The 26,039-nt window shown below is 67.3% G+C and carries 13 protein-coding genes; 7 read left to right on the top strand and 6 right to left on the bottom strand.

Annotated features, from left to right (window positions below):
• Positions 1-67 precede the first annotated feature (67 nt).
• From ACFYW8_RS16375 to ACFYW8_RS16365, 3 genes are all read right to left on the bottom strand, one after another.
• Entirely contained in the window at positions 68-505 is a 438-nt protein-coding gene (locus ACFYW8_RS16375; RefSeq protein ID WP_389074424.1) for a RidA family protein, read from the bottom strand.
• Between the two features lie 187 nt (positions 506-692).
• On the bottom strand, positions 693-2,450 hold the full coding sequence (locus tag ACFYW8_RS16370) for a DNA/RNA helicase domain-containing protein (RefSeq protein WP_389074419.1): 1,758 nt from the start codon (positions 2,448-2,450) through the stop codon (positions 693-695).
• Between the two features lie 317 nt (positions 2,451-2,767).
• On the bottom strand, positions 2,768-2,971 hold the full coding sequence (locus ACFYW8_RS16365; protein WP_389074415.1) for a hypothetical protein: 204 nt from the start codon (positions 2,969-2,971) through the stop codon (positions 2,768-2,770).
• Positions 2,972-3,482: 511 nt separating this feature from the next.
• On the opposite strand from ACFYW8_RS16365, the gene pglW reads away from it, so the two are divergent.
• From pglW to pglX, 3 genes are all read left to right on the top strand, one after another.
• The gene (gene pglW, locus ACFYW8_RS16360; RefSeq protein ID WP_389074412.1) at positions 3,483-7,925 is read left to right on the top strand and encodes a BREX system serine/threonine kinase PglW; all 4,443 of its coding nucleotides are present in this window, start codon (positions 3,483-3,485) and stop codon (positions 7,923-7,925) included.
• A 198-nt stretch (positions 7,926-8,123) separates the two neighbouring features.
• Complete coding sequence (locus ACFYW8_RS16355; protein ID WP_389074408.1) at positions 8,124-14,882, top strand: DUF3320 domain-containing protein; 6,759 nt, start codon at positions 8,124-8,126, stop codon at positions 14,880-14,882.
• Between the two features lie 111 nt (positions 14,883-14,993).
• Entirely contained in the window at positions 14,994-18,677 is a 3,684-nt protein-coding gene (pglX, locus tag ACFYW8_RS16350) for a BREX-2 system adenine-specific DNA-methyltransferase PglX (RefSeq protein ID WP_389074402.1), read from the top strand.
• 71 nt (positions 18,678-18,748) lie between these two features.
• Here pglX and ACFYW8_RS16345 read toward each other — a convergent pair whose 3' ends face one another.
• Both ACFYW8_RS16345 and ACFYW8_RS16340 read right to left on the bottom strand, forming a co-directional pair.
• The gene (locus ACFYW8_RS16345; RefSeq protein WP_389074397.1) at positions 18,749-18,937 is read right to left on the bottom strand and encodes a DUF397 domain-containing protein; all 189 of its coding nucleotides are present in this window, start codon (positions 18,935-18,937) and stop codon (positions 18,749-18,751) included.
• A gap of 14 nt (positions 18,938-18,951) precedes the next feature.
• Entirely contained in the window at positions 18,952-19,833 is an 882-nt protein-coding gene (locus tag ACFYW8_RS16340; RefSeq protein WP_389074391.1) for a helix-turn-helix domain-containing protein, read from the bottom strand.
• 159 nt (positions 19,834-19,992) lie between these two features.
• Between ACFYW8_RS16340 and ACFYW8_RS16335 the strand changes: the two genes are divergently transcribed.
• The 4 genes from ACFYW8_RS16335 (at position 19,993) to ACFYW8_RS16320 (ending at position 24,404) form a co-directional block, all read left to right on the top strand.
• Positions 19,993-20,502 carry an ATP-binding protein gene (locus tag ACFYW8_RS16335; protein ID WP_389074386.1) on the top strand — a complete coding sequence of 170 codons (510 nt, stop codon included), beginning with the start codon at positions 19,993-19,995 and terminating at the stop codon, positions 20,500-20,502.
• A gap of 104 nt (positions 20,503-20,606) precedes the next feature.
• On the top strand, positions 20,607-21,797 hold the full coding sequence (locus tag ACFYW8_RS16330; protein ID WP_389074381.1) for a helix-turn-helix domain-containing protein: 1,191 nt from the start codon (positions 20,607-20,609) through the stop codon (positions 21,795-21,797).
• Entirely contained in the window at positions 21,794-22,336 is a 543-nt protein-coding gene (locus ACFYW8_RS16325; RefSeq protein ID WP_389074376.1) for a hypothetical protein, read from the top strand. Before ACFYW8_RS16330 ends, ACFYW8_RS16325 begins: the two co-directional genes overlap by 4 nt.
• Before the next feature lie 145 nt (positions 22,337-22,481).
• Positions 22,482-24,404 carry an ATP-dependent endonuclease gene (locus tag ACFYW8_RS16320; RefSeq protein ID WP_389074372.1) on the top strand — a complete coding sequence of 641 codons (1,923 nt, stop codon included), beginning with the start codon at positions 22,482-22,484 and terminating at the stop codon, positions 24,402-24,404.
• A gap of 69 nt (positions 24,405-24,473) precedes the next feature.
• On the opposite strand, the gene ACFYW8_RS16315 is transcribed toward ACFYW8_RS16320, so the two are convergent.
• The gene (locus tag ACFYW8_RS16315) at positions 24,474-25,961 is read right to left on the bottom strand and encodes a hypothetical protein (RefSeq protein ID WP_389074368.1); all 1,488 of its coding nucleotides are present in this window, start codon (positions 25,959-25,961) and stop codon (positions 24,474-24,476) included.
• Positions 25,962-26,039 lie beyond the last annotated feature (78 nt).

Here is a 26,039-nt window from a genome sequence, read left to right as displayed (position 1 = left end):
TGGACGTGGGCCGGTTCATGGACGATGGTCCGTTCCGCTTCGCCGGACGCGGCCCCGGAGCCGGATGTCAGGCGCAGTCGGGTTCGATCTCGGCCACCGGCTCGACCTCGGGCACGACGGCGGTCGCCGTGATCTCCACGAGCTGCCCGGTGTACCCGAGGCAGGTCACGCCGAGCAGCGTCGAGGAGTGTGGTCCGATGCTCAGCCCCGACGCCTCGACGACATCCCAGACCGCGGACAGCACGGCGGGCTCACCGCTGACGACGTACACATCGGTCGACACGACATGGGCCATGTCGCTCCCCACGGCGAGCAGTTGCTCGTCGAGGTTGGCAAGTACCTGCTCGGTCTGCCGCACGGGATCGCCCGCGCCGACCAGCTTCCCGTCGGCGTCGAGCGGCACGGACCCGGCGAGGAAGGCCAGCCTCGTCCCCGCCTCGACGACGGACGCGTGCGCGTAGACGGGCGGCGCGAAGAGGCTGGGAACGGTGACGCGCTGGACCATGGGGGCGCTCCTGGATGATTTCGGCTCGGGGTGTGGCCCGCGCCGTCGTCACCTTCGGCGCGCTCGTGACCTGCTGATGTTGCGGGTCAGAAGTAGATCTCGCATCCGGTTTTCGGCCGCATCCTGCTGTCACAGCCTCCTGCGAGCGGAGGGGCTTCCGGCCGGGACAACCTGCCCTGACAGGTTGCTACAAAGAGAGTGACGGCGCCTTGGACTTGGCCGCCCCCGCCCACTCCTGCAGCTTGGCCCTCGTCTCGGTATCCGTCGAGTAGACCACCGTGCCGACCATTCCCCGTGTCAGCAGAACCTTGTAAGTGTTGCGGATCAGCTCGTGCACCAGCGTGTCCGGAGTTGCCTTTGTGAAGACAGGGTCCTTGGAGGCCGTGCGGTCGATGACCCAGCGGTCGCCACGCCACACCAGGTCGGGACCGATGATGACCCCGCTCCAGTCGTACTCGAAGCCCTGTGCCGTGTAGACGCACCCGACCTGACCGAACCCGGCCGGATCCGTTGCCCAGAGCGCGGCCGGAGGTGCCCCGGCCACCCCGCGCTCGCCGAACACGTTCCAGGGACGGGCCCAGTCGCCGACCACTACGTCTGTTGGCAGCTCTTGGCCGGGTTGGTACTTGGTGGTCCACCTCCAGCAGTAACCTGCCGAGATGCGGGCGCTGTAGCCTTCGGCCCGCCGCTTCTGCAGGAAGTCCTCCATTTCCTGAGGGCTGTCCGCGACCAGGAGCTGCATCCGGTCGTCCGGATCCCAGGTCACCGGGCCACCGGGCTCCAGGCCCAACAGGCGCACGACCCAACGCAAGTAGGCGTCGCTGCCTCCGCAACGGAACTGGCTGTCCAAGGAGATCTCCTGGAAGCTCAGGTTCTTGGCCGCCGCGACATCCCTGATCTCCTTGACCGTCCCCATCTCTCCAGGACGCACCACTTGGTGCTCATCGAGAAGAAAGACCGGTACCCGGGCCGCATCGATCAGTTCCTCTATCTGGGGCTTGCCCGTGCGGTGCTCCGCGCGCGTGTACCTGTTCGCCGAGGTCTTGCGGACGCGGTGCGCCTCGTCACAGATCAGCGCGTCCAAACCGTTTCGCTCTGCGGCCATGAAGCTGTTGAAGTACTTGAACAGCTCCTGGACTTCGCGCTTGCGGGCGCCGGCCACCTTGCGCATGGTCTTCGTGAACGATGCGGAACCTGTTGCGTGGAGTGCTGTCCTGCCCTGCCGGTACAACTCGCCGAGCAGCGACAGAGCGATGACGCTCTTGCCCGTCCCCGGGCCGCCGGTGATCACGACGACTTCCTTGTGGTCGGCGCGCGCGGCCCGGTTCACCGCACGCATGACCACTTCGTACGCGACTCGCTGTTCGTCGAGCAGGACGAACTCCTCGCGGTTGCGTACCTCCCTGGCGGCGACAGCGATCAGTTGCTTGGAAGGGCCGATCTTTCCGGCGAGGAGCTCATCGGCCGAGGCGGCCCCGGATGTCGGCCCCAGGCGGGACTTGAGGAAGGCGATGAACTCACCTCGGCGTTCTTCGCTGAAGAGCCGTCCGCGTTCGCTCTGCTCGACGTTGTACAGGCCGCTGATGCCGAACTCGGTCGCATTGTGGAGGTACGCGGCCCCGTAAATTCTGCCCGGGTGCTGGGCCAAGGCTCCGTTGAAGGAAACCAGGTAGTCGCAGTAGCCCCGCACCTGTTCGATCGGGTTGAGGACCGGACGAGGATAGGAGTCGAGTCGGCAGAGCAGGGCATCGTCATCATCCGGCTCGGCGTCGGCCCACTGCTTCAGCTCGACCACCACGTAGGAAGGCTCGCCGGTGGTGGGATGGACCCCGGCGAGTACGGCGTCGGCGCGCTTGCTGGTCAGTGGCAGCTGGTACTCAAAAAGCACGTGCACGTCGTCAAGTCCCGCTTCCAGGAGGACATTGAGCAGAGCGGGGATACTCATCCGCCACGATCTGGCTTCGGCATCGCTCGGCCGGTGACCGTGGTCGCGGACGAAATGCTCCAGCAGTCGCAGAAACAACTGCTCACTGTGAACCTGCTCGCGGGCGGCGGATACGGATTCACGAAGCAAGACGGGCTCCCGGGCAGCACGATATGAGACGTGCGGGTGGGGGCGTGTCCATGGAGGGAAGCCCGGCGGGCCGCATAGGCGATCGACTGAAGCCTATATCGACGTACATCGGTCTCCCTCGGTTGAGCGGGAACGGAGCGGGACATACCCGTGGCTCGCGGAAATGCTGCTCTCTCCTTGCTTCTGGCTCACCTGCGGCGCCAGCGGAGGAGCGGCAACTGCCGTAGAACTGTCGCGACCTGGGTGAGGATCTTGGCGCGGTGAGCTGAATTGCTGTCCTTCAGCGCGGCCTTGACGGTGTTGGAGAAGGTGAGGCAAAAAAGCGCGAAGCACACGGTCACGGTGACGGCCGCGGCGATGACGGCGACGATCGCCGTCTCTTGGGTCTGCACGAGAACACCTTCGGGGAAGAGGTGCCTGATTTCGGGCGCGGGAACGTTACGCCAGAACGGGGGCACGGCGGGCGTCGTTGTCGTCTGACCTGTCTCGGCCTGATCAGGCCGAGAAGCCGTGGGCGAAGTTGCCGCTGCGGAGGACGCGATCTTCCCGGGAGGAGAGCTGTGCGGGAGAGGGGTGCGCACAGGACACTGTGCGAAGCATTGAATCGCAGAATGCGGACATGCAAATGCTCCCGAATTCGGTGTGGTGAGCTCCTGTGGATCTAAGGGGGCGGAGCATCAGGCGGGCCGATTGAGTGTTCGAAAGGCTAGCACGGGCGGTGACAGCTGTGGCCACGTATTTCGACGGGACGGTGCGTGGGTGGGGCGACCTCTGGGGGTTCAGGCCCGCGGGGGATGGGTTGAGCAGCGGGAAACTCCCGACTGACGTGGCCACCCGGCGATGTAGGGTCTAGCGGGCACACCACACCCACAGAACGGGGCGCACACCGGTGGAGGTCGGACAGTGACGGCAGCAGGAACGCCCGCCGCCCCGAAGCCGGGCCCTCCGCCGCGCAAACAACAGCGCTGGTTCCAGCCCCGCCGCTCCACCCACACCTGGGAGCAGGACGGGCTCGACCACATCCGGCAGCTGATGCCCGCCAACGAGCCCTACCGAGCCTGGGCGACCTTCTCGTTCACCGCGGCCTCCGGCCGTACGAACGAGTGCGACCTGTTCGTCGCCGTGCCTGGCGGGGTCTACCTCCTTGAACTCAAGGGGCATCCCGGTCGGGTGGTCAACCACGGCGACACCTGGCAGTTCCAGGCGGACAGGGTTCGGACGCTGAAGAACCCGCTGCACCTCACGGACCTGAAGTGCAAGGAACTCAAAGGGCAGTTGGAGCGCGCGGCGCGTGCCAACCACATCGATCCGCGCCGGATTCCCTTCATCAAGCCGGCTGTGTTCCTTCATGGGGCGGGGCTGATCAGCGGCCTCGACGAGTTCCAGCGACTGAACGTCTACGGCCGCAACGACGGGGCGAGCGGCCTCGACAAGGTCTGGGACGACCTGCTCGGGAAGCCGCCGGAGCGGGAGAGCTGGCGGATCACGCCCAACACGGCTCAACTGCTTGAGCAGTTGATGCAGCAGATCGGCATCAGCCACTCCATCGCACACCTGCGCTTCGGGGACGACTGGAAACTCGAGCCGCGCGCACTGGACGCGGGCCCCGGCTGGGAGGACCGTCTCGCCGCACGCGACGACGGGCTGGTCCAGGAAGAGGGCAGGGTCCGGATCTACCTCGTCGAGCAGATGGCCACGGACGAGGCCCGGCAGGCCGCCGACCGCGCTGCCCGCCGTGAGTACCAGGTCCTGCAGGGCATCACTCATCGCGGCGTCGCTCAGGCTGTGCAGATCCGTGAACACCAGGGCGGACCGGCGATCCTGTTCCGCCACCGCCACGGCGATCTGCGTCTCGACGCCTATCTCGACGCATACGGCGGCAGGCTCACTCCGGAGATCCGCCTCGACCTGGTCCGCCAGCTCGCCGAAGCCCTGCGCTACGCGCACAACCGATCGCTCTACCATCGTGCCCTCGCCGCTCGCTCGGTGTACGTCTCCGCGAAGGAGGACGGCAGCGAGCCGGTCGTCCGCATCGCCGACTGGCAGACCGCGGCCCGCGACTTCGACACCAGCTCGATGCGGTCCATCGGAGACACGCCGCTCGACCCGAACCTGATCGAGGACGGCGCCCAGGTCTTCCTCGCGCCCGAGACGGATCAGGAGTTCGCCGACCCGGTCGACCTGGACATGTTCGGTCTCGGCGCCCTCGCCTATCTGCTGCTGACCGGCGAGCGTCCGGCAGCGCAGCGCAGTGCCCTGATCGAGCGATTGTCGGCAGAGGGGGGCCTGCATCCGTACGCCGTCGCCGACGGGCTCTCCGACAAGCTGGACGACCTCGTTTTCCGGGCCACCCGGGCCGAGGTGAACGACAGACTCCCGTCGGCCGAGCGCTTCCTGGACCTGCTCGACGACGCCGAGCAGGAAACCGCCGTACCAGAACAGTCCGCGGTCACGGAGGCAGACCCCCTCACCGCGCTTCCCGGTCAGTCCCTGGACGGAACATGGAGCGTCAAGCGCGTCTTGGGCACGGGAGCCACGGCACGCGCCCTGCTGGTGGAACGGGTCATAGAGGATCTCGAAGGCCCTGCGGGCGAGCAGGTCGTCGAGGAGCGAGTGTTCAAGGTCGCCCTCGACCGAGACAAGGACGCCCGGCTGTATGCGGAGGCCCAGGCGCTCAAGACAGTGGGTGGCGGACGCATCATCCGTCTCCTCGACGAGCCTCGGGAGATCGCGGGCCACGCGGTCCTGGAGCTGGAGTACGCGGGTGAATCCTCCCTCGGCGCGCGCCTGCGCGGCGAAGGGCGCCTGACCTACGACCAGTTGGAGCGCTACGGCAACGACCTCTTCATCGCCCTCGACCAGCTGGCGGCCAAGGGCACACGGCATCGCGACATCAAGCCGGACAACCTCGGCCTGCACAAGCGCAGCGACGGCTCGTGGCAGCTGATGCTGTTCGACTTCTCGCTGGCCGACGCCTCCGAGCGCGATATCAGCGCGGGTACCCGCGGCTACCTCGACCCGTTCCTCGGCAGTGCGCGACGCTCTCTGTACGACGACCATGCCGAGCGGTACGCCGCTGCGGTCACCCTTCACGAGATGGCCTCCGGCGAGCGCCCGGTGTGGGGTGACGGCCAGACCGATCCTCGCGTGAGCGACGAGGCCGAACTGTATGTCGCTGCAGAGCTGTTCGAGCCGGGGCTGCGTGACGGGCTGACCGCTTTCTTCCAGCGTGCGCTGCACCGGGACGTGGACCGCCGCTTCGACACGTTCCAGCAGATGGAGGATGCCTGGCGGCACATCTTCCGTACGGCTGACTCCGCCAAGCCTCCCACCACCCAGGCCACGGTCGGCGCCGCAAGTGCCACGACCGAGGAGGCGCGGGAGACCGCTGCGGCAGCGGCCGACCTCACCACGGCGCTGGACGCGGCAGGCCTTTCCCTCCGCGCCGTCTCGGTCGCAGGAGGCCTGGGTGCCGGCACCGTTGGAGAGCTGCTCGACATCCCGCCGCACACGATCTCGCGCGCCCGCGGTGCCGGAGCGCTCGTACGCAGAGAGTTGAACCGCCGCCACAAGCAGTGGACGGCGATGCTGCGCCGCCCCGCGATCGAAGCCGAGCCGCGCCCGGCGCCGCCCGCTGTTCACCCAATCCCAGGGGATGCAGAGGACCTTGAGGCGGAGGCGCAGCGCATCGCGCGTGAGTCCGTCGATTCACTCGCGGCCCGGCTCACTCCCGCCCCTGCCCGCAAGGGAAACCTTCGCCCCGATGTCGTGCGGCTCACGCTCGGTCTGCCGCAGCCCCGGGAGGAAGGGGACGCTCTCTCATCACTCGGACCCTGGCCCCCGCAGACGGCCATCGCGAAGCACCTGGGCACCAGTCAGCCCACCGTCTCACGCCACCACGTCGCAGCGATCGAGGAGTGGAGCGCCACCGCCTGGCTTACGGCCGTCCGCGACGAGCTGGTGCAGATACTCACTCAGTCGGGGCGGGTTCTGACAGCTCAGGAGGCCGCGGCCGAGCTGCGCATCCGGCACGGCGCGGGCACCGACACGGCTGAGCGGACCTTGGCCAAGGCCCTCGCTGTCGTACGCGCGGCCGCCGATGCGGAAGTCTTGCAGCGAGGCGCCGACACGGACCACGAACCACGCCTTGCAGTGCTGCGGCGAGGGCAACGCGTGCTGCTCGCGCTGGAGTCCCTGCCCGGCACCGACGACCCCACGCCCCAGGAACTCGCCGGCTACGCGGCGGCGCTCGGCATCGCCGCAGACCGGCTTGCAGCCGAAGACCCCCTGCCGGGTCGCGGCACAGTCGTACGCACGCTGCGTGAGGTCCCTGCCCCCGAGGGGATGACGCCGCTCGCGGACACCCGGCTGGTGGCCCTCGCCGCCGCGGTCGCCCAGGACGCGGCGGCCTCGCCACGTCTGGAGTTGTACCCCACGGCGCTCGGCCTCGCCCGTGCCCTGCGCATTTCGCAGGCCGCGGCCGGGGTGCGCCGGGAGACGGGCGTCTCGGTCACCGAACTCCTCTCCCGCGTCCACGCGCGTTTCCCCTCCCTCGCCATAGCCGCCGCGCCCACCCACATCGAGGTGGAGGACGCGCTGACCGAGGCGGGCTTCCCGCTTGAGTACGACCCGGTGCGCAAGCGGTTCTTCCCCCCGGCCGTCGAGGGTGCCCGCTGGACCAGCTCCACCTACACGCGTACGAGCGTGCTGGTAGCCGAAGCCCAGGCCGCAGCGGCGGCAGGGCGCGATCCTCAGACAGCCGTGCGCGCCAAGCTGGCCACGGCGACCCAGCGAGGCGGTTTCCTCGCCCTCACACTCAAGGGGGTCGACCTGCCGGGTACGGCGGAGGCGCTGGCTGCGGAATTCGGTGTCGTCGCGGTGGACCTGAACGCCGAGTTCCTCACCGTCTTCCGCGCGCTCGCGGACGAACTCCGCACGGACTGGGCCAAGGTTCTGCGTGCGGATGCCGTCTTCACGGAGTCAGGCGAACTGAAGCCCGGGCTGCGCTCCTACGCCCAGCGCGTCACCGCCACGCTGGCCGATCGTCTCAGGGGGCTGGCTGAGGCGTCGGGACCGAAGAGCGTGCTCTTCGTCCACAACTCGGGACTGACAGCTCGCTACTTCGATGGCGGCGGCCACGACCTCCTGGTCTCATTGCAGCAGTCCGCCCGCCGCCCGACCGAGTTCCCGCACGGGCTGTGGTGGCTGTGCCCGATGGAGGACCCGAAGCAGACACCATCGCTGGACGGGCGGACGGTGGAAGTCGTGGACCGGGCCACGGAATGGGCGGTGCTCGACTCGCTGTTCCTGAAGGAGCTGCGGACCGCAGGCGGAGAAGGCCGGTAGCTCGGGCAGTTCAGTGATCAGCACTTCCACTGTATTGAGCACTGACCGTAGAATCCCGGATCCAAGGGGGGATCAACGGGACTTGCGCGGCCTCTGGGACAGTACGAACCTTCCGGGCCATGATTGCGTCGGTGACACGTAACGTGTCACCGACGTCAGGGCTCCGTTGGCCCGTAACAGCGATCAACAGGGGCCAATGTGGCGAATCCGGGCGCCTTCGGCGACGGCGAAGACTTGGAACGACTCAAGACGATCCTCGCCGGTTGGCGGACCTCCCTGGTGGATCTGAGCGGGCGTAACCGTCTGCTCAACTTCCGGCACACCAAGTCGGCCACCTTGGAGATCTCGTACCCGTCCGCCCAGACTCTCGTCGCAGGCCTGGATCGCGGCTGGGACTTCGCGCCCCTCCCCGACGAAGAGCCCGAGTCCGACGCGGCGGACAGGAACATCGAGGCACTCCCCGCCGAGGGAAGTGACCGCAAGGACGGGATCCTGACTCAGAAGACCTCCGGTCCCTCGCTCCTGCGCGCACTGAACAGCCTGCGGAGCAAGTCGACCCAGCTCTTCAACGACTACGGCCTGTGGACTCTCAACCTCGGTGTCGGCATGCTGCGCTGGCGCGAGGACGGATCCGAAGCGGGCAGTGACGCTCCACTGATCCTGTTGCCGGTACGCATGGAGCGGGTGGCGAACGGACGTGTTCGACTCCGGGCCAACGACGAAGAGGAGCCGCGACTCAACCCGGCTCTGAGGGTGAAGCTGGAGCAGTTCCACATCGACTGGACGCCGGTGGCGGAGCAGGATCCGACGGACCTGTCGGCTGTGCTCTCGGCCGCTGTTCGCGCGATCGAGGGCAAGACCGGCTGGCAGGTGTCGCCGCGGGTGGTCGTCGCTCTCTTCGCCTCTCACAAGGAGTCGATGTACCAGGACCTGCTGGACAACGAAGGCCGCGTCCTGGACAGCGATCTCGTACGGGCGATGGCGCTCGGACCGCAGGCAGGCCTCGCGTCCGATCGCTTCGACTTCGAGGAGATCGAACTCGACCGGATCGACGAGCTGAGCCCGCCCGAGGACAGCCCGCTGGTGCTCGACGCCGACGCCTCCCAGCGCCAGGCTGTCGCGGCCGCCGTGGCCGGGCAGTCCTTTGTGCTGGACGGACCTCCCGGTACGGGGAAGAGCCAGACGATCACCAACATGATCGCCGGGCTGATGCACGCCGGCCGGAGCGTGCTCTTCGTCAGCGAGAAGGCCGCGGCCCTCGACGTCGTCCTCGACCGACTCCGATCGGTCGGACTCGACTCGTACGCCCTGGCCCTGCACAGCCACAACACGAGCCGTAAGGCTGTCGCCCAAGAACTCGGCCGGGCCCTGGCGGAAGAACCACGTGCGCCGCAGTTGTCGGAGCAGGCACGCGCGCAGGCTCGAGAGACGCGGCTGGCGCTCACCGCCTACGCCGAGGCGATGAACGAGGTCCGCGATCCGCTCGGGCAGACTCTGCACGATGTGATCGGCAGGGTCGGGCGGTTGTCCGAGGCACCGGTGGCCTATCTGACCGCTGCGGCTGACGCCGGCCCCGGAGGAGCGGCAGGTTTTCGGGCCGAAGAGGTCAGCGCCGGAGACCTGCACCTCATCATCGAGGCGACGAAGGCCATCACCGACGCGTGGGAGGCAGTCGCCGACCCGTCGTTCCCTTGGCGCGACCTGCGTGCGGGTCTGCCACATCCTCGGCCTGAGCTCGACCAGGCCAGGGCCGCACGGGACGGACTGGCCACGGCCGTTGACCGGTATCAGGACCTTGCCGTGGACGGTGAACCCCTCGTCGGCGAGGCCGGTGTTCGTCGCCTGATCGCGCTGCTGCGGTTGCTCGACTCACGGAGCGCGGTGCCCGGGACATGGCTGACGACGGACGACTTCGCGGACGTCGTGGACGACCGGGTCGACGCCTTCGCGGCGGAGCTCCGCACGGTTCATCGCGTGCGTGCGGCTGCCCGCGCTGCGGCCGGCGATCGTTGGCAGGAGCTGTCGGCCCGGCTGACGGCGGAGCCGGGCGAGGCCGAGCGGGCCCTGTCGACGATGACGCCACCGGGGCTCGATCCGGCAGGGCTCACCGAGGTGCGCTCCGCCGAGCTCGCCCAGGAGTTCGACGAGACCGCGAACGTGCTCGACCGCACACACCAGAGCCTCGCCAGCCTCAGCCGTCACGCCGGGTTCAGGGAGCCGGAAACTCTCGAAGAAGCGTGCCACGCCTGCGACGTGGTCGCGCTGGGAGGAGCCGTCCATCGGCCCTTGGAACAGTGGCTCACACCGGGCGGCGCGGCGGAGGCCGACGAGGCGGCGGTGTACGTCGTGGCCGACGCGCTCCATGAGTTCTTCGCTCGCCGGGATCAGGTGTTGCACGCCCAGTCGCTCGCGACGTCCCAAGCGGGGCCGGGCTGGAGCGACCTCCGCTCAGAGCTGAGCGCACAACGTCCAGCCGATGAGCAGTCGCTCGCCGAGCTGGAACCGCCCGGCGCGGACGTTGCGTCGCAGTCCGGCCGACAGGCGTCAGAGCTGGCCGACCGGTTCGAAGACCTCGCGGAGATCTTGGAATCGGCCGGACAGCACGCCGACTCCGCTGCCGACCGTCTCGGCTGCGGCAGGCCGCAGTCGACCTCCGAGGCTGAGGACGTGGCTGCTGTCGTGGAGTCGGCCGGCGCGTCGAACCGCGCGCTGGAAGCCTGGCTCGATCCGCGCGTGCTCCCCCTTGTCCAGGCTGCTGTCGCCGGTATCGCATCGGCCGCCGACGAGTTGGATGCCGCTGAACAGGCGGCGCGCGACACCTTCCACACCGAGGTGGTTTCCACGCCGGATCTTCCCGAAGCCGTCCGCCGTCTCACGGACGGTCATCGGGGAATCGTCGGCGCAATGTCCAGCGGTGTCCGGGCCGACCGGAAACTCGTCGGCCGGCTCACCCACGGGGGCTCCTGGCGCGGTGACCTGCAGGACAAGCTGCCGCTGGCCGTCGCCTGGTACACCACGTACCACCACCTGCGCTCGCTGACGGTCTCCCACACCGAGCTGATCGGCCGCTACGCGGGGACCGAGCTGCCTGATGTCCCCGCCCTGCGGTCGGCGTTGGCGCATGCCGAGTCCCTCCACAGGCTCGTGCCGGAGACGGTCGCGGACGCGTCCCGCCGAGGCCTACTTGCCGCTCAGGTGACCGACGCGCGTACGCCGGAGCCGGAACTCCTCGAGCACGGGGCGTCTCTGCATCGGGAACTCGCTCGGTGGCGCCAGGACTTGAGCCGTCCTTATCTCTCGGCGTACGCCGCCGAACTCACCAAACGGCCCCTGGGTGATGTCGCCCGATGGCTCCGAGCCCACCTCAGCCCTCTCCGCCAGGCCGTCGCCCTGCTGGACACGGTGTCCTCGGTGGGCCGACGTGACAACAGTCCCGGTGCCGGACAAACCCTGGCCTCCGCGCGTACGGCGATCACGGTCGCGCACGCGGCACAGCGGGAGACGGCCTCATTCGGAGCCCAGGCAGTGCTCGACCGCCGCCTTCTCGGCCCTTGGTACCGGGGCCTGGACACCGAGGCGGCCGATCTGAGCGAGCCCGCCCCCCACGACGTGACGGGTTATGAGGCCACCGGAGAACTCCTCAGCCGCGCACTGGACCTGACCCATCAGCGGCCGGGTCCCTATGCCACGGAGCGGCAACGCCATCTGCTGGGACGGCATGCGGAGGACGGCCGCCCGGACACCGAGGCACTGCGTGGCGCGCTCGAGGCCGCTCAGCGGATTGCGCGCCTGGCACCGGACACACTCGCGGATCCGGCGCGCCGAGCCCGTCTCGCCGATGTGCTCTCCGACGGCCGGCCCGAACAGCCAGAGCTCCTGAGGCAGGCCGAGCGCATCCGGAGCGACCTGGACCGCTGGCAGGAGCGCACCCAGCAGCCGCACTTCACGGCAGCCGGTGCCTCTCTCACGACGCGCCCGCTGGACCAGGCGGCCCGTTGGCTGCGTGCGCACGTGGAGCCCTTCGAGGATGCGACCGACCTCATCCACTCCGTCGCTCGGGTCATCGACGAGAGCACGGGACTGACGCTCTCCCGAGCTCGCGAAGCCGTCGCCGCTGTCGTCTCCGCACGCGCCGCCGAAGCGCGGTTCGCCGAGAACGACCCTCTCTATCGTGACCTTCTCGGTTCCCTGTACCGCGGCACGGAGACGGACCGCGACGACGTTCAAGACGCGGTGGACTGGGCTCAGAAGGTCAGGCGTACCGCGCACGGTGGCCATTCCGCGCCCCTGACAGCAGCAGCCGCACGGATGATGCTGACCACGCCCGCCGACCCCTCGGTCGCGGCGCGCGACGACGACTGGCGCCGCCAACGCGACGCGTTCGCCGCATACTTCGAACCGGCACGGGCGGAGGAATTGCGGCAGGAGCTGGCCCGCTCGCTGCCCGAGGCGGAGGCCGTCCTGTCGCGACTGGACCACGACCCGTACGGCCCGGAGGCGTGGACGTCCTGCGCCGAAGCGCTGTCCCGACTGCGCAGGTACCACCTCGACGGACTGCCGGACCAACTCGCTCGACGCGAGGTCTCCGCAGAGGACTTCCCCGCGTCGATGGAACGTGCTGTGCTCACCGCCTGGGTCGAGCATCAGCTGTCCACCGACGCGCGGTTGAGGCCGATGCGTGGCATGGAACGCGACCAACTCGTGGAGCGGTTCCGATCCGCGGACAACGACATGGTGGAGGCGGCACACGCCGAGGTCATCGCCGCGTGCAACGCCCGCCGTCCCCGCCGTACGTCGGTGGGCCAGGCCGCCGTGATCCGCCGCGAGGCGGAGAAGCAGCGGCGCCACATGCCGGTGCGCCACCTGATGAGCCAGACCCGTGAGGTCGTACGTCTGATCAAGCCCTGCTTCATGATGAGCCCCTTGACGGTCAGCCAGTTCCTGCCTCCGGACTTCAAGTTCGACGTCGTCATCTTCGACGAGGCTTCCCAGGTGCTCCCGCAGGACGCCGTGAACTCCGTGTACCGCGGCAACGCGCTCATCGTGGCCGGGGACCAGAAGCAGCTGCCGCCCACCTCCTTCTTCAGCGCGGGTGGCGGCAGCGACGATGACGACGAGTGGGACGAGGACGGCACCGACGGATTCGAGTCCATTCTCGACATGTGCAAGGCCAGCGGCGTGCTGCGCGGGCTGCCCCTGCGCTGGCACTACCGAAGCCGGCACGAGAACCTCATCGCCTTCAGCAACCACGAGTTCTACGAGAACAAGATGGTGACGTTCCCGGGCGCGCTGGAGCAGGGCCCCGACATCGGTGTGGAGTTCATCAAGGCGGACGGCGTCTACGACAGGGGCGGACGCAGCAACAACCCCGGCGAGGCCGCGAAGGTCGCCCAGCGCGTCATCCACCACTTCGCCACGCGCCCCGGTCTCACGCTCGGCGTGGTCGCGCTGTCGAAGGCGCAGGCCGAGGCCATCGAGGAGGCGGTGCAGAAGGCCAGGGCGGCACGCCCCGACCTGGATCACTTCTTCACGGAGGACCGCCTCGACGGCTTCTTCGTCAAGAACCTGGAGACCGTCCAGGGTGACGAGCGAGACGTCATCATCCTGTCGGTGGGCTACGGCCCCGACCAGAAGGGCAAGCTGCAGTCGAACTTCGGCCCGATCAACAGGGACGGCGGCTGGCGGCGCCTCAACGTGGCGGTGACCCGCGCTCGGCGCCGCATGGAGGTCGTCGCCTCCTTCCACGGCGGAGACCTGGCGGAGAGCACCAAAGAGGGTGTGCGGAAGCTCAAGCGCTACCTCGAGTACGCCCAGCACGGCCCGCAGATCCTCCAGACCGAGGCTGCCGACCCGGACGCCGAGCCGGAGAGCCCCTTCGAGGAGGAGGTGCTCGACGTGCTGAGGGACTGGGGCTACTCGGTCCAGCCTCAGGTGGGCGTCGCCGGCTTCCGCATCGACATGGCCGTACGTCACCCGGCCGCGCCGGGTACCTACGCCCTCGGAATCGAGTGCGACGGCGCGATGTACCACTCCTCCCGCGCTGCCAGGGACCGCGACCGGCTGCGTGAGTCGGTCCTGCGCGACCTGGGCTGGAAGCTGCACCGGATCTGGGGCACGGACTGGTATCGCAACCGGCGCGATGCGATGGCCCGACTGCGGGCCGCGGTGGAGGCGGCGTGCGCGGAGGATCCGCACGCGGTGCGGGAGGCGCCGCCGGTACGGGGCACGGAGGTGCCGGTCGCGGGGCCAGGGGCTCCTGAGTTGCCGGCCGAGCCTGTGACCCCTGAGGGGCAGGGGGAGGCGGCTCGAGCGCCCGGTGGCTCGGTTCCGAGGGTGCAGTTCGTGACGGTGGACCACGGGCCGTCGACGTGGAGCCGTCCGTACCAGGAGGTGGATGCGGACCTGCTGCTGGAGGTGCGGCGCAGGTCGAGCAGCCAGCGGGGCATGTCGGGTGTCGAGCTGCAGGACCCCGATGGCGCCGGTGTGGTGGCGGATGTCGCCCTGTGCGTCGTCGAGGTGGAGGGGCCGGTGGAGCAGGAGGTGATCCTCACCCGGGTCCGCTTGGCGTGGGGCATCGGACGCTCTGGCCAGGTGGTCCGGGACCGCATCGGCCGGGCCCTTCAGCGCATGGTCAAGCAGGGCAAGATCATCCGTCTGGACACGGCCTACGACCGTCCAGGGCACGAGGTGGAATTCGCCCGCACGCCGACTCCTCGGTGTGCCCGGAAAGTCGCGGAGGTTCCTGCCGTCGAGCGGCAGCTCGTCCTGAGGAACGTGGTCGAGGAAGGGCCGGGCGTGCAGCGGGAGGACCTGCTGCGGGAGGCCGCCCGCTTCTTCGGGTGGGCGCGACTCGGGTCCGAGATCAGGGACGCGCTGTCGGGAGACATCGATGAGCTGATCGCCAGTGGATCTCTCGTGGAGACGGACGGCGGACTGATGCCTCCGGAGGGTGACTGAGGCGTTACGGCAGGTTCTCCGCGCCCGCCGGGAGAGGTCTGCCGAGCTGGCAGGATTGAGTGAGCAGCCATGCGATGGAACGACGCGACTGAGCGAAGGTAGGACTCCCCGGTGGACAAGGCCGCACTGCTGAAGGATCTGCGCAAGCAGGTCACCGCGCTGGAGGACGACCTGCGGGAGCGGACGGAGTCCGTGGACGAGTTCCGCGTGAACTTCGAGCGGGAGTATGCGGCGGCGCGGGAGGCGAACCGTACGGCGGCGACGTATGGGGCGTGGCGTGACGAGCGGGTCATCCAGGTGGCGGCTGCCTGGGTTCTGGCGACTGTGTTCGTGCGGTTCTGCGAGGACAACGGGCTGGTTGATGATCCTTGCATTGCGGGGCCGGGGGAGCGGCTGGCGGACGCGGAGGATCGGCAGGCGGCGTTCTTCCGGGACCGGCCCGAGCTGAACGACCGGGACTGGCTGGTTGCGGGGTTCGAGTCACTGGCTGGGGCGCACGAGGCGGTGGCCGGGCTGTTCGACCGGGACCACAATCCGCTGTGGGAGTTGGATCCCTCTTACGAGGCGGCGACTCGGCTGCTGGCGTTCTGGCGGGAACGGGACGCCGATGCCGAGATTCGGTACGACTTCACGGATGAGGAGCTGGATACGCGGTTCCTCGGTGACCTGTACCAGGACCTGAGTGAGCATGCTCGGAAGACGTATGCGCTGCTGCAGACGCCGGTGTTCGTCGAGGAGTTCATCCTTGATCTGACGTTGGAGCCTGCGGTCGAGGAGTTCGGTCTCGATCCCGAGTGGAAGCACAAGCCGCGTGGGTGGCAGGGCGAGGAGTCGGTGGTCCGGGGGCTGAGGTGCATCGACCCGGCTTGTGGGTCGGGGCACTTCCTGCTGGGGATGTTCGACCGGTTGCTGACGAAGTGGCGGGCGGCTGAGCCGGGGACGGGGGACTGGGAGCTTGTGCGGCGGGCGTTGGAATCCGTCCACGGGTGCGACAAGAACCCGTTCGCGGTGGCTATTGCTCGGTTCCGGCTGCTGGTCGCTGCGCTGAAGGCTTGCGGGGAGCGGCGGTTGGTGGCGGCGCCGGCGTTTCCGATCAACGTGGCGGTGGGGGATTCGCTGTTGCATGGGCGGGGGGCGGAGACTGTTACGGAGACGCTGGATACGTTGTTTGCGGGAGCTGCAGAGGCGCGGACTTTTGCGTATCGGACCGAGGATGTTTGGGATTTCTCAGAGCAGGTTGATCTGTTGGGTCGGGGCAGTTACCACGTCGTGGTGGGGAATCCGCCGTATATCACGGTGAAGGACAAGCAGGAGAACGAGAACTACAAAAAGGCGTATGACGCTTGTTATCGGCAGTATGCTCTGTCAGTGCCGTTCGCTCAGCGGATCTTTGAGCTCGCGATCCGGGCAGGGGGTGATCAACGGGACGGTGGGTTCACAGGGCAGATCACGGCGAACTCTTTCATGAAGCGGGAGTTCGGGAAAAGGCTGATTGAAGAACTGTTCCCGAAAGTTGATCTCACGCATGTGATCGATACTTCGGGCGCGTACATCCCTGGGCACGGGACGCCAACGGTGATTCTGGCTGGGCGGAATCAGAACCAGCTCAAGGCGGATCGAATTCGTGCGGTGCTTGGTGTGCGTGGCGAGTCGACTCAACCTGAAGACCCGGCGACGGGTTTGGTGTGGACGGCTATCGTTAACCAGCTGGGGGAGGCTGGGAGCGAATCGGATTGGGTATCGGTCGACGACATGGAGCGTGACCGATTCTCGTCTCATCCGTGGTCGTTGACGGGGGGTGGTGCTTCGCAGGTTATGGATGACCTTCACCGCGCGGCTGACGATGCCCTCAGCAGCCGTACGGAAAGTATCGGGTTCTGTGCTGTGACCAGAGAGGATGATGCCTATATTCTCGGTGACGCGAAGTGGCTCCAGGGCCGCGTAGAGTCAGGAAACGGGCGCCCCTTGGTGAGTGGAACCTTGGTGCGGGACTGGGCCTGTAATGCTGGAATTAATTCAATTTTCCCGTACCGGGAATCAGATCGATCTGCCTGGATCGATGAATCTACTGAACGAGTTCTGTGGCCGAATCGTACGCTTTTGAAACTGCGGCGAGCGTTGTCTGGTACGCAGGAAGAGCAGGGTCTTACCTGGTATGAGTATTCAAGCTTTTCGCGGGCGCGATATTGGTCACCATTGCTCATCTCCTTTGCCTTCGTAGCCACGCACAATCATTTCGTCCTGGATCGAGGTGGGCGGGTCCAGATTCGTTCTGCACCGGTGATTAAGTTGCCTGAAGGGGCGACTGAAGAGCAGTACCTGGAATTGCTCGGATTGTTGAATTCGTCGACGGCGTGCTTCTGGCTTAAGCAAGTGAGTCAAGCAAAGACCGGCACGGCAAATTCGAGTGGTGGTGGCAATCGGTGGAGCCCTGAGCCCTGGTACGAGTTCTATGAGTTCACGGGGACCAAGCTTCAGAGCTTCCCTCTCCCGAATGTCCTCCCGCTCAATGTTGGAGCTAAGATTGAGGTGCTGGCTCAGCGCCTTAGTCGCTGTGAGCCAGCGGCTAGCTGCGCAAGTGGCGCGGTTCCCACGCGTTCCGTTCTTGATGCCGCCCGGGTGGAATATACTGGAATTTCCCAGCAGATGATTTTCTTTCAGGAGGAGCTGGACTGGCAAGTCTATAGAGCGTACGGCCTCCTTTCTTCGGTCGAGGCTTCTTCTTGCGTATTGCCGGAAGAGGCCGGAGTGACCGCAATCGCCCCGGGGCAACGGGCCTTTGAGATGCTGCTAGCGCGTGAACAGGCGGCGGGCGAAACCGAGACCGCTTGGTTTGGTCATCATGGTCATGCCGCCACCACCGAGATCCCTGAGTATTGGCCAGCCCCATACCAAGCCGTCGTCAAGGCGCGAATCGACGTCATCAATACACGTAAGGACATCGCCCTCCTTGAGCGTCCTGAGTACAAGCGTCGCTGGGCTTCCGACCCGTGGGAACAGCAAGAGAAGCGAGCTCTTCGGGGCTGGCTACTCGACAAGTGTGAGAGCGAGAGCCTTTGGTTCGGTTTGCGGGACGGTATGCGTCAGCCTCGCGCCCTCACCGTGTCCCAACTTGCCGACGCCCTTAGGCACGACGCCGATGTGCAAGTGGTTGCCGAGTTGTACGCGGCTGATCACCTCGGCAAGCGAGATGCGACCCTTACGACCGTCTTGGCGGACATTGTCGACGTTGAGCACGTCCCCTACCTTGCAGCCATGCGATACAAGGACTCCGGCCTCCGCAAACGTGAACAGTGGGAGCACGTGTGGGATCTTCAGCGCGAAGAGGACAAGATGGGGAAGGGTCTCGATATCCCAGTTCCACCCAAGTACTCCTCCGTCGATCTCCTCAAACAGTCGTATTGGTCTCACCGTGGCAAGCTTGATGTGCCTAAGGAGCGGTTCATCTCGTACCCGGAGGCGTCGCCGGACTCTGACTCCACCCTCCTACTCGGCTGGGCCGGATGGGATCACAAGGATCAGGTTCAGGCGCTGGTCAACGTCATCAACGACCGGATCGAGCAAGCTGCTTGGGAGGCTTCGCGTATCACGCCGCTACTCGCCGGCATCCAGGAACTCATGCCCTGGGTCCACCAGTGGCACGGTGAGTACGACGAAGAGTGGGATGGCACCCCGGCCGAGGAGTACCAGGCCTACCTCGACGAGCAGCGCACCAAGCACGGGCTCTCCGCCGAAGACCTGAAAGCCTGGCGCCCGGAGAAGAAGACGCGCGGTCGCGCCAAGAAGGCCGACTGAGGTCTCCAGCGCAACGGTGCCCCGCTCAGTGGTTCGCCTCCCGTGAGCTGGGCGCCGTCGGGCGTGTGGGGTCAGTCCTGTGCGGCGAACTCTATGAAGGCCGCCCATCGGCCAGAGGCGAAGGACAGAACCGGCCCCGCCCCGGCCTTGGAGTCACGGACGTGCACGATGCCGGGGCGGTCCGCGACCTCCACACACTCGCCGCCCTCACCACTGCTGTAACTGCTCTTGAACCAGACAGGCTCGGGCACTGTGCTCACAGGCTCTTCGACGTTCATTTCTCTCCCAGCAACTGCTCGATGAGGGATAGCGATTCGTGCGGGGTGAGTGCCTGAGCCCGGAGGATCCCGTACTGCTCCTCGACCTCCCGGACTGACGTCCGCTCCGTGTAGAGACGGCTGGTCTTGTGTGCCTCTATGTATGCGATCCTCCGCCCTTCCAGTGTCTCGATCAAGGTGAAGGGACCGGCCAGCCCGCCGTGTTCTTCACGCTCAGTTGGCATCACCTGGATCTCGACGTTGCGCCGATGGCCGTGCATTAGGAGCTGCTCCAGCTGGCCCCGCATCGCACCCCGTCCGCCCAAGGGGCGGTGTAACACAGTTTCTTCGATGACAAAGCTGATGGTAGGTAGGGGCATGCGGGAAAAGACCCCCTGCCGTGCCAGTCGGGCGACTACTCGCTGCTCAACCGTCTCCTCGTCCAGCAGTGGTCGACGCATGGCGAATACCGCCCGCGCATACTCATCCGTCTGCAACAACCCAGGAACCACGTGGTTGGCGTAGACGTGCAGCTCAACCGCCTCCGCCTCCAACCGAGCCGCATCTCTGAAGAACGCCGGATACTGAGCCCGAGCCACCTCCTCCTTCCCCGCCTTCAACACCCCACCCGCATCGAGCACTTCATCGGCCTTGTCGATGAACTTCGGCGGAGCGATCCGCCGCCCCTGCTCGAACGAGGCGATCGTCGACGCCGAGTACCCCGTCAGCGCCCCGAACTCCGCCCGCTCCAGACCCGCCCGCGCCCGGAACAGCTTCAACTGCCGCCCGAACACATACAGAACCCCTGACCCAACCTCGTACTCCGACGCCCCGGCGCCCGCCCCCGACTCCGCCGGCTCCCGCTCCTCCACGCCCGCCACCTCCCGTACCGCACCCATACCCACACCACCCGGCACTCCCGCGCCCGCCAAACGCGACGCACCCGAAGCCGGTCACGCCCCAAGTCGCGTACAAGCAGGCCACCGCCGCGTACAACCCACAGCGTTCGGCGCGTCACTCCTGGTCAACGCTACGCAGATGCCGAGACCGTCAGTGCCATGAAGCAAGTAACTCCACCCAACGGGCATATGCCGCAACGGTCCGCGCTCGCACGCGAGTTCGCCATGCGTTTCACGTCCACCCCGCGCGGCGCACGACTCGCCCGCCGCCTCGTCTCACATCGCCTCGACGACTGGGGCTATCCGTACGACTCCGACACGAACGCGACCCTCACCCTCATCGCCGCCGAACTCGCCGCCAACGCCATCCACCACGGCCGCGTTCCCGGCCGCGACTTCCACCTCCGGCTCGCGGCCACGCCGTACGCACTCCGCATCGAGGTGAGCGATACACGAGGCGAGCGCTGTCCGGCCTCGGACTCTCCGGCCCCGCCGCCCGCCGATGCCGAGGCCGGCCGAGGTCTCCTCCTGGTGGCCCACCTCGCCGATCGCTGGGGCGTGATGTCCCGCGACGCCGCCCCGGGCAAGTGTGTATGGGCGGTACTCGGCACATGCTCAGCAGACGCGCCACCGGTGCCACCGGCCGAAGAGCCCGCTGTGCAGGCATGAGCGGATGCACTGGTCACCGCGTACATCCTGGTGTCTGCCGTCGCGGACACCGATGCTCTGGCCAAGGCGTTGCGATTTTCGCAATGCGCGGTTACGGTGGGTGTATGCCTGATTCCGTGATCGATCGTGTACGCAGAGTTATAGAAGCGGCCTCGATGAATCAGGCCGCGTTCGCCGAGAAGGTGGGGCTCACTCCGGACAAGCTGTCCAAGTCGCTGGCGGGGGTACGCCGCTTCACGTCGCTCGATCTGGCGCTGATCGCCGAGGCGGGCGGCAGGACGGTGGACTGGCTGCTCACGGGGCGCGATCCGCTGCGCCCGTCGTTCGCGGCTCGGACCACTGCCGGAGCGGCTCCCCGGCGGGGCCGCGTCAGCGATGCCGCGGACCGGTTCACGGCGGCGTACGAGGTGCTGGAGCTGTTGGGGAGGTCGCCGAAGCTGCCGCCCATGCCCTCCGTGTGCTCCGATCTGAAGCGCTACGTCGACCAGGGGAAGCGGCTCGCGCAGGACGCCGTCGGCGTCCTCACGGCGGCCGACGGCCCCCGGACCGTGGCCGGTCTGGAGACCGATGTACTGATCACGGCCTGTACGCAGACGTTCGGCGTGGACGTCGCGGTCACGCGCCTTCCCGATGCTGTCGAAGGGCTCACCTGGCAGACGGACTCCTTCCGGCTCGTTCTCATCGGGCCCACGGAGACCTGGACCCGGCAGAGGTTCACCCTGGCGCACGAACTCGGTCACATCCTGGCCCGGGACGCCCAGGAACTCGTCGTCGAGTCGCATGTCGCGCCGGGGCGACAGAAGGATCTGACCGAGGTGCGGGCCAACGTCTTCGCCTCCAACCTGCTGATGCCCGTGCCCGAAGTCCGTGACCAGTTCCGGCAGGTGGCCGACCAGGGCGGCAGGCTCACCGACGAGGCGTTCTCCAGGCTGGTCGTCGCATTCAAGGTCTCGCCCAGCGCGCTGAGCGCACGGTTGAGTCAACTCCGTCTGATCGACGCCAAGTCGGCGCTCCACTACCGCGGTCTCACCACCGAGATCTGTCACCTGCTGGCCGGCGCGACGGACGCCTTCCAGCGGCAGCTCGCCTGGGCCGCGGCCGAGCGATTCCCCGTACGCCTCGTCGCCGCCCTCTACAAGTGCTATGCCGAGGGGGAAACCACGCTGCGGCCCCTCGCCGCCCTGTTGGGCATGGACGTGGACCAACTGCACGGCCTTCTCGACCCGGCCGAGCCCACCGCTCCGGAGCTTGCCGGCAGTGATGTGGAAGAAGGGGACCTGATCTTCCAGCCATGAGAATCTGCTGGTTCCCGGACAACACGGTCCTGTGCAACTTCGCGGCCGTCGACCGCCTGCCACTGCTGGAAAAAGTGCTCGACGGGCGCGGTCGCTGGACCGAGGCCGTGGCTCACGAAGCCGAGCAGTCCGCCCGATTCCTTCCTCGATTACGGGACATCGCGTCCGCCGGCATGCTCGGCGAGCCGATCGCCATCACGGATATCGAAGAGATCACCGCGGTCGACCGGCTGCGTCGGGCGGTCTTCGGCGGTGTCGCGTCGGAGCCGACCAGACATCTCGGTGAGGCCGAGACCTGTGTACTGATCACAATGCGCCCGGAGTTCCACGATTCGGTGTGGATCACCGACGACCGGTCGGCCGGCTCGTACGCCCGGCGGCGGGGCATCACCACGAAGGAGACCTTCGACCTCATGAACGAGGCTGTCGTCGAGGGGTTGGTCGGTGCCGCTGACGGTCACGATCTCCTCGGTCGCATGGTGGCGGCGGGGCGTCACCTGCACCGTGTCTCAAAGCGTCCCGAAGATCTCTTGCGCTAGACCAGAAATGATCATTACCTGTTCTCCGGTGGCCGAAGTTGTGCACGGAGATAAAGAACTGATGGGTCGCCACTCCCGCCGCTAACATCACGATCGTCACACAGGGCCTCAATTTGACCCTCCGAACCGCGCTTTCAGGACGACCGTGAAAATCAAGCGAGTACGTATCGAGAACTTCTGCTGTCTCCACAAAGTGGACGTCTCGTTCGAGGAGATAACCTCCTTCATCGGTCCGACCGGTGTCGGCAAGTCCACCGTGCTGCGTGCACTCGACTGGTTCTTCAATGGCGAGAAGTCCCTCTCCCTCAGTGACGACGACGTCCACTCGGCCACCGAGGGCGGGCGCATCTCCGTGGAGGTGGAGTTCGACGGACTCACCGGCCACGACCGCGGGACCCTGGGGCGGTACGCGCCGGAGGGCGCCGAGAGCGTCAGTATCTGGCGGACCTGGCAGAACGGTGAGGACAAGATCACCGGCAAGGCGCTCGCGTACGCGCCTTTCGAGGACGTGCGACGGCACAAGAAGGCGACTCCGCTGCGGGCGGCGTACAAGGAGCTGATGGAGAGCGACCCGAGTCTGCGACTGCCGAGTGTCGGGAGCGCCTCCGCGGCCGAGGACGCGATGCGGGCCTGGGAGCTGGCGAACCGCGACCGGCTCACCGCGTCCGAGGTCGAGGACACGCACTTCTTCGGTTTCGCGGGGCAGAGCGTGCTCGCCCAGCTGATCGATTTCGTGTTCGTCTCCGCGGATCTGCGGGCGTACGAGGAGGCGGACGATCAGAAGGCGACGGCGCTCGGCCGCATCCTGGACCACGCGGTCGACCGGAGCGAGGCGAACGAGCAGCTCGGCCGGATCGAGGAGGACGCACACCAGGCGCGCCAGGAGGTCCACGCCAAGGTGTACGGGCCCAAGCTCGACGACATCTCCGCCGCCCTCTCTTCCGAGGTCGCCAAGTTCACGACCGGACGCCAGGTGGTGGTCACCCCCACCGTGCAGGCGCCGAGGCCCGCCCGGACCGCCTTCCAGGTGAGCATCCGGGACGGCGCTGCCGAGACCTCGGTGTACCGGCAGGGGCACGGCTTCCAACGCGCGCTCATCATCGCCGCCCTGAAGTACCTGGCCGACCGCAGGCGACCCGAGGACGGCACGCGGACCCTGTGCCTGGCGGTCGAGGAGCCCGAGCTGTTCCAGCATCCGCCGCAGGCGAGGACGTTCGCACAGGTGCTGCGCGAGCTGGTGGCCACCTCCTCCGAGGGGCGCACCCAGGTCATGTACGCCACCCACAATCCCGTCTTCATCGACCCGAGCGGCTACCACCAGATCCGCCGGCTGTGCCGGGCCGCCGATGAGGCGCATCCCGTCACCGAGGTCTGGCAGGCGACCGAGGGCGACCTGTGCCGGGCCCTCGACGGGATGGTCGACGCGGACACCATCAAGCGGCGCACGGTCGGTCGGCTGACCGGCTCGTTCGCCGAGGGCTTCTTCGCCCACGCCGTGGTGCTCGGCGAGGGTGCGACGGACGGGGCGGTGCTCGCGGGGTGCGCGGAGCGGGCGGGCGTCAACCTCGGTGCCGAAGGGATCAGCGTCATCGACGTGTCGGGCAAGGACAACCTGATGATCTGCCACGCGATCTTCAGTGCCCTGGGCGTCCCGTGCCATGTGGTCTTCGACGGGGATGCCGGCAAGGAGGCGCACAGACTGCGGTCCGTGCAGGGGCTCGACGAGGGGCAGCGGCGCAAGAAGGAGCTGGACATCGAGCGCGAGGGACGGCAGACGCGCGAGAAGAACGCGAACCTTCTCGGGTACCTGGGTGCTCCGCGCACCGCGCAGCCCGCGGACGAGTCCGCAGCCGGCTACACCGTCTTCAAGGACGACCTGGAGACCTGCCTCGCGGAGCAGTGGCCGGCCTGGGGCGTGCGCAGGCAGGAGCTGATCGACGTGGGCGAGGGCGTGGAGGGCAAGAACGCCGTGACGTACCAAGAGGCCACCCGTACGGCCATGGCGGACCCTCCGTTCATCCTCCAGGCCCTGCTGGAGAACGTGCGGGCGCTGACCGGGAGACGGTGAGGAGAATCCGGTGGAAGGGCAGGTCATCGTCCTTCCGCCGGACCGGCCTCCGTGGCGACGTCCAGGGGATCAGTCGCAACCGCCCTGTCGGGCCTCGGTCACGATGACGTCCTCGAGTCGCACCGAGAGGGACTCCGTACGCCGCGGATCCCACAGCCACAGCCGATCCCCGGAAGGGGTGAACGTGAGCAGAGGCCGCTTGCTGTCGAGCGGACCGTTGAAGACGGATATCCGCTGGGTCACAGGCTTCACGCACACGAGCCTGCCTTCCAGACCGTAGTACGGAGCCGGTGTCTTGCCCGCTCGTACGGCTGACCACGCTTCTCCCGAGGCCACTTGTGCCGCCGTCATTCCGGCCAGTACGAACATTCCCAGGATTACGACGCACATGGCAGAGACCGTAGCTGCCGAAATACCGCGGGAATGAATCCACTGATGATGATGGCGCAGCCAACCCGCAACCGCGATCCAGAACAGTGTCACCACGACGGCCGCACCGAGGGGCAGGAGCGAGGCCATGTATCGCCAGTAGAGGGAGACCGATACCCCGTCCGCGGGAATATCGAATCCGGTCTGGAGATAAAAAGTGTGCAGCAGTCCGCCGAACCACGGGAGGATCAGCGCGAGCGCGGGAACCATCGCGGGTACAGCCCAGTTGGCGTTGCGGCTCAGCCATGAATGAACCAGTGCGTAGCCCAAGCCCCGCAGGACGAGGACGAGCACCGCGAGGCCGGCCACGGCGTAGATCGTGACGCGTGCCACCTCTGGGGCCGGGCCGGGGACGGCGAAAGTGAGTACGGCGCCGAAGGTCGTCATCGAGCCAACGGCCAAGGCGCCCCAGGTCAGTTGCATCCAGAGCGGGCGACGGTACCGGTTGCCGAGAATCATGCGCCCGGTCGGCCGGATGAGCAGCGTCGCCGCGGCGATCGGGAGCGCGCGGTAGAAGCCGCCGAAGGAAACCACGGCCGAGCCGGCGGCCAATGCAAGGACCAGACTCGATAGGAGGGGCAGAGCGATGCGCCACGTGGAGGTGGCCGTGCCGGCCGGCCGCGCGGCATCGTCATCTGGGCTCCCCGAGCCGAAGAACGGCTCGATCTCGTGCTCCCGGCGATCGAACGGACGTCCCGTGAACGCACCCGATTCGAGCAGTGCGGCGACGGCATCGGGATCTTGTCGGCCGGGTCGGTTCACGATCCGCAGAGTGGCCAGAGCCTGGTAAAAGGCCTGGAGCCTGAAAGGCCGTGACGCAGTGCCGTCACGCCGTTCCCGCACTCGGTAGCGCGACCGTTGATCACGGTCCAGTTCGTGCTCGACGAGTACCGCGTCCACTACCCACATGCCCGCCTGATGCCGCCGCGCAATCCGTTCGATCTCGGCGACGGCTGCCTGTACCGCGCCAGGCCGTGCTCCGTACAGTCGAGCTTCCACCAGCAGGCCGCGCCTCCCGGATCCGATCGTTGTCGGATCCGATCCCTCCCACGGCCGCACAGCCCAACCACGCGCATCAAGCAGTTGAGTGGCGAGAGCGACCTCCTGCGGGGTGTCGACCACCGCCACAAGAACCTCTATCCGACGGTTGAACGGGGCGATCGGTGGCGATTGCATCTCTTCGGGACCTCGGTTCAGCACGCGGTG

The sequence above is a fragment of the Streptomyces sp. NPDC002742 genome (assembly GCF_042888885.1).
GTDB lineage: Bacteria > Actinomycetota > Actinomycetes > Streptomycetales > Streptomycetaceae > Streptomyces.
The sequence above is the reverse complement of the archived record's forward strand: the minus strand, read 5'-3'. Positions and strand labels throughout refer to the sequence as shown.

Coding starts and splice junctions, on each gene's coding strand:
- ACFYW8_RS16375 (WP_389074424.1), bottom strand. CDS start 505: ATGGTCCAGCGCGTCACCGTTCCCAGCCTCTTCGCGCCGCCCGTCTAC.
- ACFYW8_RS16370 (WP_389074419.1), bottom strand. CDS start 2,450: ATGAGTATCCCCGCTCTGCTCAATGTCCTCCTGGAAGCGGGACTTGAC.
- ACFYW8_RS16340 (WP_389074391.1), bottom strand. CDS start 19,833: ATGGGTGCGGTACGGGAGGTGGCGGGCGTGGAGGAGCGGGAGCCGGCG.
- ACFYW8_RS16335 (WP_389074386.1), top strand. CDS start 19,993: ATGAAGCAAGTAACTCCACCCAACGGGCATATGCCGCAACGGTCCGCG.
- ACFYW8_RS16330 (WP_389074381.1), top strand. CDS start 20,607: ATGCCTGATTCCGTGATCGATCGTGTACGCAGAGTTATAGAAGCGGCC.
- ACFYW8_RS16325 (WP_389074376.1), top strand. CDS start 21,794: ATGAGAATCTGCTGGTTCCCGGACAACACGGTCCTGTGCAACTTCGCG.